Source organism: Streptomyces guryensis (assembly GCF_021261325.1).
Taxonomy (GTDB): domain Bacteria; phylum Actinomycetota; class Actinomycetes; order Streptomycetales; family Streptomycetaceae; genus Streptomyces; species Streptomyces guryensis.
Map to the genome: position 1 here is coordinate 419606 of NZ_JAJSBI010000001.1, position 13473 is coordinate 433078.

At 72.3% G+C, this 13473-nt stretch carries 12 protein-coding genes and 1 pseudogene; 7 read left to right on the forward strand and 6 right to left on the reverse strand.

Annotation, left to right across the window (positions count from 1 at the left end; translation table 11 throughout):
* Positions 1–33 precede the first annotated feature (33 nt).
* Genes LJ657_RS01900 through LJ657_RS01915 form a run of 4 tightly spaced genes read left to right on the forward strand, consistent with a single transcriptional unit; the run spans position 34 to position 5199 of the window.
* Positions 34–2115, forward strand: coding sequence for an MMPL family transporter (locus tag LJ657_RS01900; RefSeq protein ID WP_232646336.1), 2082 nt, complete (start codon positions 34–36; stop codon positions 2113–2115).
* A 56-nt stretch (positions 2116–2171) separates the two neighbouring features.
* Positions 2172–3350, forward strand: coding sequence for a sensor histidine kinase (locus LJ657_RS01905; RefSeq protein ID WP_232646785.1), 1179 nt, complete (start codon positions 2172–2174; stop codon positions 3348–3350).
* Entirely contained in the window at positions 3347–4009 is a 663-nt protein-coding gene (locus LJ657_RS01910) for a response regulator (protein ID WP_232646338.1), read from the forward strand. The genes LJ657_RS01905 and LJ657_RS01910 overlap by 4 nt, the downstream gene beginning before the upstream one ends.
* 2 nt (positions 4010–4011) lie before the next feature.
* Positions 4012–5199 (forward strand): sialidase family protein, encoded by a 1188-nt coding sequence (locus LJ657_RS01915; protein WP_232646339.1) that lies wholly within the window; start codon positions 4012–4014, stop codon positions 5197–5199.
* Positions 5200–5254: 55 nt separating this feature from the next.
* Here LJ657_RS01915 and LJ657_RS01920 read toward each other — a convergent pair whose 3' ends face one another.
* From LJ657_RS01920 to LJ657_RS01940, 4 genes and pseudogenes are all read right to left on the reverse strand, one after another.
* Positions 5255–5782 (reverse strand): hypothetical protein, encoded by a 528-nt coding sequence (locus tag LJ657_RS01920; RefSeq protein ID WP_232646340.1) that lies wholly within the window; start codon positions 5780–5782, stop codon positions 5255–5257.
* A 447-nt stretch (positions 5783–6229) separates the two neighbouring features.
* The gene (locus LJ657_RS01930) at positions 6230–6586 is read right to left on the reverse strand and encodes a carboxymuconolactone decarboxylase family protein (protein WP_232646342.1); all 357 of its coding nucleotides are present in this window, start codon (positions 6584–6586) and stop codon (positions 6230–6232) included.
* 275 nt (positions 6587–6861) lie between these two features.
* Positions 6862–7797 (reverse strand): dihydrodipicolinate synthase family protein, encoded by a 936-nt coding sequence (locus LJ657_RS01935; protein WP_232646344.1) that lies wholly within the window; start codon positions 7795–7797, stop codon positions 6862–6864.
* Positions 7794–8505 (reverse strand): annotated as a pseudogene (locus tag LJ657_RS01940) (oligopeptide/dipeptide ABC transporter ATP-binding protein); the annotation flags it as partial. The pseudogene LJ657_RS01940 and the gene LJ657_RS01935, both read right to left, overlap by 4 nt.
* Before the next feature lie 303 nt (positions 8506–8808).
* On the opposite strand from LJ657_RS01940, the gene LJ657_RS01950 reads away from it, so the two are divergent.
* A complete protein-coding gene (locus LJ657_RS01950) occupies positions 8809–9237 on the forward strand; it encodes a phosphatase domain-containing protein (RefSeq protein ID WP_232646345.1) in 429 nt (142 codons plus the stop codon).
* Between the two features lie 91 nt (positions 9238–9328).
* Here the strand turns inward: LJ657_RS01950 and bla are convergent, their stop codons facing one another.
* Positions 9329–10201, reverse strand: coding sequence for a class A beta-lactamase (gene bla / locus LJ657_RS01955; protein WP_232646786.1), 873 nt, complete (start codon positions 10199–10201; stop codon positions 9329–9331).
* Between the two features lie 129 nt (positions 10202–10330).
* Between bla and LJ657_RS01960 the strand changes: the two genes are divergently transcribed.
* Positions 10331–11455: a glycoside hydrolase family 113 protein gene (locus LJ657_RS01960; RefSeq protein ID WP_232646346.1), complete on the forward strand. Its 1125-nt coding sequence runs from the start codon at positions 10331–10333 to the stop codon at positions 11453–11455.
* Positions 11456–11500: 45 nt separating this feature from the next.
* The gene (locus LJ657_RS01965; protein WP_232646347.1) at positions 11501–11947 is read left to right on the forward strand and encodes a DUF1707 SHOCT-like domain-containing protein; all 447 of its coding nucleotides are present in this window, start codon (positions 11501–11503) and stop codon (positions 11945–11947) included.
* Between the two features lie 13 nt (positions 11948–11960).
* Here the strand turns inward: LJ657_RS01965 and LJ657_RS01970 are convergent, their stop codons facing one another.
* The gene (locus tag LJ657_RS01970) at positions 11961–13436 is read right to left on the reverse strand and encodes an alpha/beta hydrolase (protein WP_232646349.1); all 1476 of its coding nucleotides are present in this window, start codon (positions 13434–13436) and stop codon (positions 11961–11963) included.
* Positions 13437–13473: the final 37 nt, after the last annotated feature.

The following is a 13473-nucleotide window of genomic DNA, read 5'->3' on the forward strand; positions in this document are numbered from 1 at the left end:
ACCCAGACATCCCGAGCGGAGGGAGGCCCGTCCATGGGGGCCGCAAGGACAGGAACACGGGGACGGCGTGCCGTGCCCTGGGTGGTGCTCGGACTGTGGCTGGCCGCGCTCGTGCTCGCCGGACCGTTCGCCGGGAAGTTCTCCGACATCCAGCAGAACCGGTCCGTGGACTACCTGCCCGACAGCGCCGACTCCACCCGGGTGGCCCGTGTCCAGGACGAGTTGCCGGGCGGTCAGACCACCGACCTGGTGCTCGTCTACCACCGCGACGGCGGCCTCACCGCCGCCGACCGGGAGAAGGCGGATGCGCAGGTCGCCGAGATCGGGACCGCCTACAGGCTCACCGGCACTCCGAAGGCGGTCCCGTCCCGCGACGGCACCACCCTCATGTATCCGGTCTCCAGCACCGGGCCGGGCCAGGACGACAAGGCACGGGACGCCTTCGTCGACGGCGTGCGCGACCTCGCGAACGGGGGCGCGGGGCTCAGCGTGCAGGTCGGCGGACCCGGCGCCCTGAACACCGACATGGGCAAGGTGTTCGGCTCCATCGACGGCACCCTGCTCTACGCCACCCTCGGCGTCGTCACCGCCCTGCTGATCCTGATCTACCGCAGTCCCTTCCTGTGGCTGGTGCCGCTCGCCGTCGCCGGGGTCGCCGCGGGCATGGCGATGGCCGCCGCGTACGGCCTGCACGAGGCCTTCGGCGTCACCGTCACCGGCCAGAGCGGCGGGGTGATGACGGTCCTCGTCCTCGGTGCGGGCACGGACTACGCGTTGCTGCTCATCTCCCGCTACCGCGAGGAGCTAGGACGCCACGAGCGACCGTACGAGGCCATGCGCGCCGCCCTGCGCGGCTGCGGCCCTGCGATCATCGCCTCCTCCGGCACCGTCGCGGCCGGGCTGCTGTGCCTGCTCGCCGCCGACCTCAACAGCAGTCGTGGCATGGGCCCGGTCGGCATGGTGGGTGTACTCGCCGCACTCGCCGCGATGATCACCTTGCTGCCCGCCCTGCTGGTCCTCCTCGGGCGCCGGGCCTTCTGGCCGCTGATCCCGGCGTTCGGGAGCGAGCCGAAGACACGACGGTCGCTGTTCGCGGCGATGGGCAGCTCGGCCACGCGCCGTCCGATCCTCGTACTCGCCGCAGGCGCCGTGCTCCTCGGCGCGCTCGCCCTGGGCACCCTGAACCTCCCCGGCACCCTCAAGCAGGAGGACTCCTTCACCCGGCGGCCCGAGTCGATCGCCGCCGCCCAGACCCTGGCCCGCGCCTACCCCGGGCGCAGCAGCCAGCCGATCACCGTCATCGCTCCCACCACCAGGGCCGATGCCGTCCTGGCCAAGGCCCGCTCGACCGACGGGGTCGCCCAGGCGACGACCGGCCGCACCGGCTCCGGCTGGACGGAGATCTCCGTCTACGCCACCGCGGCCCCCGAGTCGAAGGGGGAGACCCGCACCATCGAGGCCCTGCGCGCGGGGCTCGACGACACCTATGGCAGCTACGTCGGCGGGCCCAGCGCCCAGCAGCTCGACCTGACCGACAGTCAGGCGAGGGACCGCGACGTGGTCGTGCCGCTGGTCCTCGCCGCCGTGTTCGTGATCCTCGTGGGCCTGCTGCGGAGCCTGATCGCGCCGCTGATGCTGCTCGTCGCGGTGGTCGCGGTGTGGGGCGCGGCGCTCGGGATCGGCGGGCTGGTGTTCGGGCCGGTGCTGGGCTTCGCGGGCACGGACTCGGGGCTGGGGCTGTTGTCCTTCGTCTTCCTGGTGGCCCTCGGCGTCGACTACGGCATCTTCCTCATGCACCGCATGCGCGAGGAGTCCGTCGCGGGCGCCGAGCCCGAGACGGCGGCGCTCACCGCGCTGCGCACCACCGGCGGGGTCATCGCCTCCGCGGGTGTCGTACTCGCGGCGACCTTCGCCGTGCTCGGCACGCTGCCGCTGGTGCCGTTGGCCGAGCTGGGGTTCGTGATCGCGGTGGGCGTGCTGCTGGACACCTTCCTCGTACGGACGTACCTGGTGACGACGGCGAGCGTGCTGCTGAAGCGCCGGGTGTGGTGGCCGGGGCGGCTGTCGCGGGCGCCGGAGCCGGGGCGGGTGGAACGGCAGCCGGAGCGGGTGTGAGGCTGAACCCCGTGCAGCAGACGACAGTGACGGGATCCCGCCGGGGCGAGCGGATCATGGCGGTGGTCAACCGCGACCCCCGCACCGCCCCGCACGGCACCCGCAACGACGCGATCCTCGCCGTGGTCCTGGCCGCGGCGGGGGTGTCCCTGGCGCTGTTCACCGCCCCGCACGACCGCCCCGACGCGCTCGGCTGGACGCTGCTGCTCGCCGCGTACGTGCCGATCGTCTGGCGCCGCCGCCACCCGCTGCTCGTGCTGGCGGCGGTGGTGGCGCTCGTCGCGCCGTACCACGCGCTGGACAACAACCACGGCGCGCCCGTGCCCGCCACCTGTGTCGCGCTGTACACGGTCGCCGTCACCGGCCGCCCGCTGCGGACCGTGCTGACCGCCGTCGCCGTCCTCGGCGTCACCGTGACCGCGATGTTCGCCGTCGACTACCGCCAGGGCATCGAACTCCTCCGCGTCTCCGGCTGGGTGATCGCCACGCTGTTCTGCGGTGTCGACGTCCGCTTCTACCGCCAGTACGTCGCCGCGATCGTCGAACGCGCCGAGCGCGCCGAACGCACCCGGGAGGAGGAGGCCCGCCGCCGGGTCGCCGAGGAGCGCCTGCGCATCGCCCGCGACCTGCACGACCTGCTCGCCCACACCATCACCCTCATCGGCGTGCAGACGTCGGTGGCCGCGCACGTCCTGGCCGCCGACCCCGAACGCCTGGACAGGGAGACGGTGGCGAAGGCTCTGGACGACATCGCTCAGACGTGCCGCACGGCACGCGGAGAGGTGCGGACCACGCTGGAGGTGCTCCGCGAGAACGACTCCGCCGACGGCCGCGGCCCGCTCCCCGGCCTCGACGGCCTGCCCGACCTGGTGGAGACGGCCCGGCTCGCGGGCGCACGCGTCGAGCAGACGGTACGGGTACGGCAGGCCCCGCCCGCCGTCGGCGCCGCCGCCTACCGCATAGTGCAGGAGGCGCTGACCAACGCGGTACGGCACGCCGGCCCCGAACCGGCCGTACGCGTCGACCTGTACGCCGACGAGGGCGCCCTGCACCTGTCCGTCACCGACGACGGCACCGGCCCCACTCCCGGCACGGCGCCCGGCTTCGGGCTGGTCGGCATGCGGGAGCGGGCCCGCAGCGCGGGTGGCACACTCGACGCCGGGCCGCGGACGGAGGGCGGTTTCGAGGTCACGGCCGTACTGCCGCTGACGACCACGGGGGAAGGGAACGGATGACCATCCGCGTACTGCTGGCCGACGACCAGACTCTCGTACGGGCCGCGTTCGCCATGCTCGTCGAGTCGGCGCGGGACATGGAGGTCGTCGGGCAGGCGGGCACCGGCCGCGAGGCCGTGGCGCTGGCCCGCAGCGTGCGGGCCGACATGGTGGTGATGGACATCCGCATGCCGGACCTGGACGGCATCGAGGCGACCCGGCTGATCGCCGCCGACGAGGACCTGGCGGGGGTGCGGGTCCTGGTCCTCACCACCTACGACACCGACGAGAACATCGTGGAGGCGCTGCGGGCGGGGGCCTCCGGCTTCCTCGTGAAGGACACCCGGCCGGCCGAACTCCTGGATGCCATCCGTACGGTGGCCGCGGGCGACGCACTGCTCTCACCGGGACCGACGGCACGGCTGATCGAGCGGTTCCTGCGCGGCCCGTCGGCGCCCGTGACGGGCGGACCGGACTGCCTCTCCGACCGGGAGCGGGAGGTGCTGACCCTGCTGGCGCGCGGGCTCAACAACACCGAGATCGGCGAGGCGTTGGGGCTGAGCCCGCTGACGGCGAAGACCCACGTCAGCCGGATCATGGGGAAGCTGGGGGCGCGGGACCGGGCGCAGTTGGTCATCGTGGCCTACGAGTCGGGACTGGTCACCCCGGGAACCATCTGACGGTGACTTTCCTGAGCCGCACGCTCCTCGCAGCCACCGTGTTCCTCACCCCGCTCACGGCCCTCGCACCGGCCCACGCCGCCACCGGCTGCACGTCCTCCGTCCCGTACGTCTCGGGCGAGGGCGGCTACGACACCTACCGCGTCCCGGCGACGGTCAGGACCGGCCGCGGCACGGTGCTGGCCTTCGCCGAGGGTCGGCACAACGGTGCCGGGGACACCGGGAACATCGACGTCGTCCTCAGGCGCTCCGGCGACGGCGGCTGCACCTGGGGCCCGCTGCACGTGGTGGCCGCCGGGAACGGGAACACCCGGGGCAACCCGGCGCCCGTCGTCGACCCGCGCACCGGCGCGATCGTCCTGCTGACCTCCTACAACAGCGGGACCGTCACCGAGGCGCAGATAATGCGCGGCGAGGTCACGCCTCAGCAGAGCCGACGGGTGTTCGTGCAGCGCAGCCGGGACGACGGTCGGAACTTCACGCCGCCGCGGGACATCACGGACGAGCTGAAGCCGGCGGGCTGGCGCTGGTACGCGACCGGGCCGGGCCACGCTGTCGCGCTGACCCGCGGCCCGCACGCCGGCCGTCTGGTCGTCCCCGCCAACCACTCCGCGGCCCCGCCCCCCGGTTCGCCCGACACGGGCCAGGAGGCCAGGTACTACGGCGCGCACGCCATCTACAGCGACGACGGGGGGCGGAGCTGGCGGCTGGGCTTCGTGGACTCCTCCTACGACGGCGTGGACAACGCGAACGAGTCGTCCGCAGCCCAACTCCCCGACGGCAGGCTCTACTTCAGCGCCCGGGATCAGAACGGTACGAGTGCCGGCAACCGGCTCGACACGTACTCCGGTGACGGGGGTGAGTCCCTCGACCGCCCGTACGCCGTGCAGCGGACGCTGAACGACGTGCCGGTGGTGCAGGGCAGTGTCCTCCAACTCATCGGCCGCAAGGCCCCGTTGCTGTTCTCGGGCCCGTCGGTGCCGACCGCTCGGCGGGCGATGGCGATCTGGCGGAGTGAGGACGGAGGGGAGACGTTCACGAAGGCGCTGACGGTGTCGGCGGAGCGGGCGGGGTACTCCGACCTGGTGCAGGTGGACGGGGGCACGGTGGGGCTGCTGTACGAGACGGGGGTGTCGGGGCCGTACGAGACGATCGAGTTCCGCCGAGTGCGGGTGTCCGAGCTGGGGTAGCGGTTTTCAAGCCCTCTCGATCAGCGGTCAGGGCGCCCCGGAGAACCGCCACGGGTCAATGCTTCAGAACGATCTTGAAGGAGATGATCAGCAGGCCGAGCAACAGGTTGACCGACGCGGTGGTGGCCATGAGCCGCCTCGAAGCACCGGCGCGGCGCGCCGCAGCCACGGACCAGCCCACCTGGCCGGCCACGGCGATCGAGAGAGCCAGCCAGAGGGCACCTCGCACATCCAGGCCCAGGAGCGGGCTGACGGCCACCGCGGCAGCCGGCGGGACGGCGGCCTTGACGATCGGCCACTCGTCGCGGCACACGTTCAGCACGGCCCGGCGGTCCGGCGGCCGTTGTGCCAGACGTGCCCCGAACAGCTGGGCATGCACGTGCGCGATCCAGAACACCACGCCGGTGAGCAACAGCAGCAGTACCAGCTCGGTGCGGGGGAAGGAGCCCAGGGAGCCGGCGCCGATCACCACGGAGGCCGCGAGCATGGATCCGTAGACGCCGCCCGTGTAGTCCGCGTGGCCCCGGCGCTCGGCGCGGCGCGCCCCGCGGGCCGTGCTCGGGCCGGTCCTGGCTCTGGACATCGGCGACTCCCTCGGCATTCAGCGCGTCGTTCCGGTCGCTCCGGCCGGAGTGTCGGCGTCGGACTGCCGAGGACGGCTCTTGATCGCCGCCTTCAGACCGTCCGGCGGCGCGGAGGCGCCGAGCCCAGATTCTGTGCCGGTCACCAGCAACCACCCGCACGGCGCGGCCCCCACAGCCGTCCCAGCGAGGACGCGGAGAGGGAGGTACAGCGGGATGGCGAAGAACAGCCCCAGCAGGGACAGGTGTACGAGGGGTCGGCGCACTGGTGCCCCCGGCTGCCGCTCTCAGTCCCGGAAGACGGTGCAGGACGGCCGCTCCGGTGCCGACGACGAACAGCGTCGGGGCGAGGCCGAGGACGGTGAAGGGAGGATTGCGGGGCAGCACCCATCCTCAGGTGCTGCTCCGCGGTACCCCGAGCACGCCCGGCCCCGGTCGAGAGAGCTTGCTCAGGGCTTGTTCCGGCTCCGGGCTTCCGTCTCAGCCATTGTCTCGGCCTCGGCCTCGGCCAGTGCGATGGTGATGCCCAGTGCCTGGGTGATGTGAGTTGCGGCCGACATCACGCGTGCTGTGCCGACAACCGGGGCGATGGCAACGAGAACGTCCTGCAGCTGCTCGGCCGTCAGGTCGGCCTTGATGGCAGGGTCGACCTGCGCGAGATAGGAGATCGCCGGTGCGTCCATGGCCGCGAGCGCGGCCAGGCGGGTGAGGATGAACGTTCTCTCGTCCAGGCCGCAGCGCTCGATCGAGTCGACCGTCATGGCCGCCAGTGTGTCGAGAACGGGAGTGTCTGACCGTGTGGCCATGTCCGGTCCGCCTTCCGGTGATGTGCGGAGCCGACACGCGCCATCCCGTTGCCCACGGGAACCGCTCACACGCCGGCCGTTTACTCATCCACGGTAGGAGCCGCGAGAACCGAGCGCATGTCGGGCTCAGCAGGTGATCGCAGCCTTCTTCGCCACATCGGGCACCAACCGCATCGAGGGGGTCCTGACCGACAACGTCTGGCCCTACCGCCCGCACACCAGCGGCAAGGCCGGGAAGGACGGGAATGGGTAGGGGCGGTGGGGGCGGAAAACCGCTACAGCAGGCCCGCCGTCGCCAGGTGCTTGCCCACCCGCTCCACCTCCTCCGGCGACAACGGCACCTGCGGCTCCGCCGTCACCGGACAGTCGATCACGCCCCGGAGATGCAGCGCCGCCTTGAACGCCCCGAGGGCCGAGGAACTGCCGCCCATCCGCCCCGAGTCCCCGACCCGCACCATCCCGAACAGCGCACACAACCGCTCCTGTTCGGCCCGCGCCCGGTCCCAGTCCCCCGAGCGGCACAGCCCGTCGAGGCGGACGTACCCGTGAGGATCGACATTGGCGAGCCCGGGCACCGCCCCGTCCGCGCCCATCGCGAGTGCCGCGTCGATGACCAGTTCCGAGCCGGTGAGGACACTGAAGCCGGTGATGTCGGACCGGTTGCGCGCCCCGCTGACGACCTCGCGGAAGGCGGCCAGATCGCCGCTCGAGTCCTTGAGCCCCGCGAGCACCCCGTCGGCGGCCAGGCCGAGGACGACGTCTGCGGGCAGTTTCGTGTGCACGGCGGCCGGGATGTCGTACGCGATCACCGGTACCGGCGACGCGGCAGCGATCACGCGGTAGTGGCGTGCGATCTCCGCCGGGTGCGTGCCCGCGTAGAACGGCGCCGTCACCACCACCGCATCCGCCCCCGCGGCAGTCACCGCCGCCACATGATCCAGCACTCTCGGCGTGGTCATGTCGATCGCCCCGGCCAGGACGGGCAGTTGACCGGCCATATGGGCCACCACCGACTCCACCACCAGCCTGCGCTGCCCGTCCCGCAGAAACGCCGCCTCCGACGACGAGCCCAGCACGAACAGCCCGCGCACCCCGCCCCCCACCAGATGGTCGACCAGCCTGAGCAGGGAGGGGACGTCCACCTCGCGATCCGGTGTCAGGGGCGTGCAGACGGGCGGGACGACACCGGTGAGCGGGGTGGGGACGGTCATGAGGGCTCCGTGGGGTGGTTCTGGCGTACCAGGTCCTGGGTCGACTGGTTCTCCTCCACAGGATGGTGACAGCGGAACCGGTGTCCCGCGCAGGACGCGGCCGAAAAGTCCGGCGTCTTCGCCGCGCACACCTCGTCCGCCTTCCAGCACCGCGTGCGGAACGGGCAGCCGCTCGGCGGGCGCGTCGCCGAGGGGACCGGGCCGGTGAGGGGGATGGGGGCGACGGGGTTCAGAAGGCCGGGGGTCGCCGAGAACAGGGCGCGGGTGCAGGGGTGCCGGGCGCGGTCCGTGACGTCTGCCGCCGGGGACTCCTCGACGATCCGGCCGAGGTACATGGTGACGACACGGTCGCTCATCCGCCGTACCGTCCGGATGTCGTGCGAGACGAAGACCAGGGCCAGGTTCAGGCGTTCCTTCAGGTCCAGGAGGAGGTTGAGGATCTGGGCGCGTACGGACACGTCCAGGGCGCTCGTCGGTTCGTCCGCCACCACCAGACCGGGGTCCAGGGCCAGCGCCCGTGCGATCGCGACCCGTTGGCGCTGGCCGCCTGACAGCTGGCCGGGGCAGGGCGTCGGCAAGGGCTCGGGGAAGGCCGACCAGGGACATCAACTCCCGTACGCGGTCCTCGCGTTGGGGCTTTGTCCCCCGCTCGTGCACGTCCAGCGGGTCCCGCAGGATCTGCCGTACCGGCAGACGGCGGTTCAGAGCCGGACCGGCACGAGGTCGTGCAGCTGATCCTCGACCGAAGGCTCGGCCCCGGCGCCCCGCTGCCCTCCGGGCCGAGCTGATGTCGTCGGCAACGCGCTCGTGTCCCCGCCGCTGGTGCCTTCTGGACCGTGTTCCGCGTTCCGCAGGGTCGCGGGCGCCCGTGGCTGGACCGGAGACCCGGCGTCCGAGGTGTCGGTCCGCCGCCACCGGGATAGTGACGGCCCTGCGGGCCGGGGACGCCGAGGGCGCCCAGCGGGCGATGACACACCACTTACGCGGCATCGAGGCACGTACGCTGACCCGATGACGGACACCTGGCATCCCACGGACCCCGGTGTGCTGCGACTGCCGTCGGGCCGACTGGTCCGCGGCCGCGGGCTGCGACACCCTCTGCCTCCGGGCGCGCCCACCCCCTCGTACGCCCTCTACCTCCTCGGCCGCCAACCACCGCCCGTGCCATGGGAGTTCACCTGGATCCGCTGGCCCGACTTCCGCCTCCCCGCCGACCGCCCGGCCGCCCGCGCCGCGCTGACCGCCGCCTGGGCGCGGACGGCGGACGAGCGCGTCGAGATCGCCTGCGGAGGTGGCCGCGGCCGGACCGGCACGGCACTGGCCTGCCTGGCGGTTCTGGACGGCGTACCGCCAAAGGAGGCGGTGGCCTTCGTACGGCGAGGCTACGACCGCCACGCGGTGGAGACTCCGTGGCAGAAGCGGTACGTGCGGCGGTTCTGAGCGGAACGGATGCGCCCTGAAGGGGCGCGGGGAACCACGCGACCAGCCACGACGAAGCTGCTGACGAACGACGGCAGATCCCGCCGAGCGCTCAGCCGAGGGCCCCCGCCAGAACCGCCGCGGTCTCCGCGATCAACGCGTGATCCCACGCAGCGTCCCGTTCGGGCTTCGTCACCTGCACGGCCAGCACGATCGGCGTGCCATCGGGCGTCCACGCGATGCCCACGTCGTTGTTCGCGCCGTAGAACCCCGCGCCGGTCTTGTCGGCGACCGTCCATGTGCTGGGCAGCCCCGCGCGGAGTCGGTTGCCGCTGGTGGTGTTGGACAGCAGCCAGTGGGCGAGGAGTCCGCGGTCCCGGCGGTCGAGGGCGTCGCCGAGGACCAGGCGGGCGTACGAGCGTCCGATCGCACGCGGGGTCGTCGTGTCGGTGATCCGCCACGGTTCCGCCGAGTTGAGGTCGGTCTCCCAGCGGTCGAGGCGGGTCACCGGGTCGCCGATCGAGCGGGCGAACCGGGTGATCGCGGTGGGGCCGCCCAGCTCGCGCAGCAGCAGGTTGCCGGCCGTGTTGTCGCTGTAGCGGATGGCCACGTCGGCGAGTTCGGCGACCGTCATGCCCTCGGCCAGGTGCTCCCTGGTCCTGTCCGAGCCGTCGACGAGGTCGGCCTCCGTGTAGTGGATGCGCCGGGCGAGGACCTCGCCGTGCCGGTCCAGGTCGCGCAGGACGGCCGCGGCGGCCAGGGTCTTGAAGAGCGAGCAGACCGGGAAGAGCTCGTCGGCGCGGTGGTCGACGGTCTGCTTCGTATGGACGTTGTGCGCGAACACGCCCAGGCGGGCGCCGTGCTGCTGTTCCAGCTCGTGCAGGCGGTCGGTGACCTTTCTGCCGGCGGCGAGGGCGGGTGCGCTCGTGAGGAGCGCGGCTGCGGTGGCGGTGCCTGCGGTCAGCAGGGTGCGTCGGCCTAAGATCTTGGTCTCCTTCGCTCGGTACGGGCATCGGTCGCTTCAGTGATCGACGCCGTACGTCATCCCTTGGTTGCCGGACCGTAGACCATCGGCGGACGGCGGGGCGGGCGCGGCCTCGCCACAGTGAGGGGTATGGAGAAGACGAAGGGGATCAGTCGGGCGCGGTTTCTGGCGGGGGCGGCGGCCCTCGGTGTGTCGGCGGCGGTGCTGCCGTCCCGCCCGGCGGCAGCGACCGGTCGTGGGCTGCGGCACCGCGGCGTCGTCTACACCGTCGGCGAGGGCGAGACGCCGGGGACCGCATGGAGCGCGGCCCGGATGCGCCGGGACATCCGCGCCATCCGCGACCGGCTGCACGCCGACACCGTCGATGTCACCGGCGACGGCGTCGAACGGCTCACCGCCACGGCCGCCGAGGCCGTCGAGCGCGGGTTGCACGTATGGCTCCAGCCGACGCTCGCGGACGCATCGCAGCCGGACACCCTGGAGCACCTGGCGGAGTGCGGCCGGTTCGCGGAGCGGCTGCGGCGGCGGGGGGCGAGCGTCGACTTCAGCGTGGGCTGCGAGTTCTGGCTGTTCGTGCCCGGGATAGTGCCGGGGGAGACGGTCCTGGAACGCGTACAGAACATGCTGAACGGCACCTTCGACCCCGTGAGGATGCAGCGCCGCCTCGACGGCTTCACGGCGAAGGCGGCGGCGGTCGGCCGGTCCGTCTTCCACGGCAATCTCAGTTATGCCGCCGCCCAGGACGACAAGGTGGACTGGGACCTCTTCGACGTCGTGGGCATCGACTACTACTCGTACTTCCGTCAACCTACCGACTACGTAAGGGAGTTGAGGAAGTACCTGTGCTGGGGGAAACCCCTCGCCATCACCGAGTTCGGGACCTGCACCTACGTCGGCGCACCGGAGGCGGGCGGCATGGGCTGGAACGTCGTCGACTACGACAAGGACCCGCAGGAGATCAAGGGCCGTCTCGTCCGCAGCGAACACACCCAGGCCGCCTACCTGACCGACCTGCTGGCCGTCTTCGAGTCGATGGGCCTGTACGCGGCGATGGCCTTCGAGTTCGTCACCCCGGACGCCCCGCACCGCACTGACAACCCGCGCTACGACCTCGACATGGCGAGCTACAGCATCACCAAGACCATCAAGGACCACCCCGACGACCCCCGTTCCGGCTGGCACTGGGAGCCGAAGGAGGCGTTCCACGCGCTGGCGCGTCAGTATGGGAGGTCCTGCGTACGCCAGACGCAGTAGACAGACCCGTTGCCCGGCCGTGGGACCGATGAGAGGACGCAACCGTTGGAGAGAGCTGCGGACATACGCGTCGGCACGGCCGAGCGGGAGCGTGCCGTCGCGGCTCTCAGTGAGCACATGGCGGCGGAGCGGCTGACGCGGGACGAGTTCGAGGCCCGCATCGACGTGGCGTACCGGGCCGTCTCGCAGTCGGATCTGCGGGACCTCTTCGCCGACCTGCCCGCCCCGGACTGGGAGGGCGCCCTCTCCACCGGGTCACCGGCCGCCCCCGAGCCCGCCGCTCCGGCGTACGGCATGGCGGGCAGGGCGGCCGCCCTGGCGGGTGCGGTGCTTCCGGCGGCCGGGGTGATCGGACTCGTCCTGGCCGTCCTCACCGGCTCCTGGTACTGGCTGGTGCTGTTGCCACCGGCCGTCTACGGCGTCCGTCAGCTGGCGAGGAAGGTTCAGGACGGCGATCAGAAGGGGCGGACCGGGCGTCCGGAGCTGCGGTAGGCCGCGGGTGCGGTCAGCGGCAGTGGACGTCCTGCCGCGGCCGCTTCCCCGTCGCCAGGAACCGGGAGACCGTCGCGTCGCCGCACCTGGTGCCGTTGGCGAGGTAGGCCTCGTGTCCGGTGGCGTCGTTGGTGACCATCACGGCGCGCCGGCCGAGGGCCTCGCGGAGTTTGAGGGCGCCGCTCAGGGGGGTCGCGACGTCGCGCTCGTTCTGGACGAGCAGGACGTCGGACGGGCCCCGGTCGGTGATCCGTACCGGGGGCTCCTTCGGCCGCCACGGCCAGGCGGCGCACACCAGGGCGTTCCTCGGCATGCCCGCGGTCAGCGGGTACCTGGCGCGGCTCTCGGCGACCCCCTTCCGGTACGTGGCGGCATCGCGCGGCCATGCGGCGTCGTTGCAGATGGTGGCGGCGCTCACTGCGACGAGGTTCTGCATGGCCGCGTCCGGCGGGGTTGCCGGCGCGGGCAGCGCGGTGCCCTTCAGGGCAGCCGTGATCAGCTTGGCCAGGGTCGGGTACTCGTCGGGGTCGTCGAGGCTGTCCAGCATCGTCTGGCGCAGTACGTTGCCGTTCAGTTCCTCCGGGTTGGCGCCGGGCCAGGGGATCGGCTCGTGGTCCAGGCGGGCGGCGAGACGGAGGAAGAGCGGACGGACCTCGGCGGCCGTGTCGGCCAGGCGGTACGGGTGGCCGGGCGCGGACGCCCACTCGGCGAACTCGGGGAAGTTGTCCTCGACGCCCACCTCGTACGCGGCGACCCAGGCCCGCTCCGCCCGGACCGGGTCGGGGTTGTCGTTGCTGTCCAGGACGATACGGTCGGTGCGCTGCGGGAACATCTCGCTGTACGCGGCTCCGACATAGGTGCCGTACGAGACGCCCCACGCGGACAGTCTGCGCTCGCCGAGCGCGGCGCGGATGCGGTCGATGTCGCGGGCGTTGTCCTTGGTGGTGATGTGGCGCATCAGCTCGCCGCCGCCCGACGCGCAGGCGGCGGCCACCCGTCGGGCGGTGGTCATGTTCTCGGTGACGGACCCGTCCGGGGCGGGCCAGGGGCGCAGCTTCGACAGGGCGAGGTCGGCATGGTCGAGGCCGCAACTGAGGGACGTGGAGGGCGCGTTGCCGCGCGGCGCGAACCCGATCAGGTCGTAAGCGTCCCGGACGGCCTGCGGCAGCTTCTGCCCCTTCCCCGAGGGGTCGTTCAGGCTGGTGCCGCCCGGCCCGCCGGCGATCAGCAGCAGGGCGCCCCGGCGGGCGGACGGTTTCTCGGCGGGGATGCGGGAGACGGCGATGTCGATCGTCGGACCGCCGGGGTGGGCGTAGTCCATGGGCACTTCGAGGGTCGCGCACTGCTGACGGGGGTCGAGGCCGCTGCCCGCGCACCTGGTCCAGGTGAGCGGCTCCTCGGCGGCGGACGCGGTGAGGGGCGTGACGACACCGAAGACGATGCCCGCGGCGGCGGCGATCAGGGCCGCGCTTTTCGTGATCTCCTTCATGAACACGAGACTCCCGGATGCCGTCGGCGCATCCCAT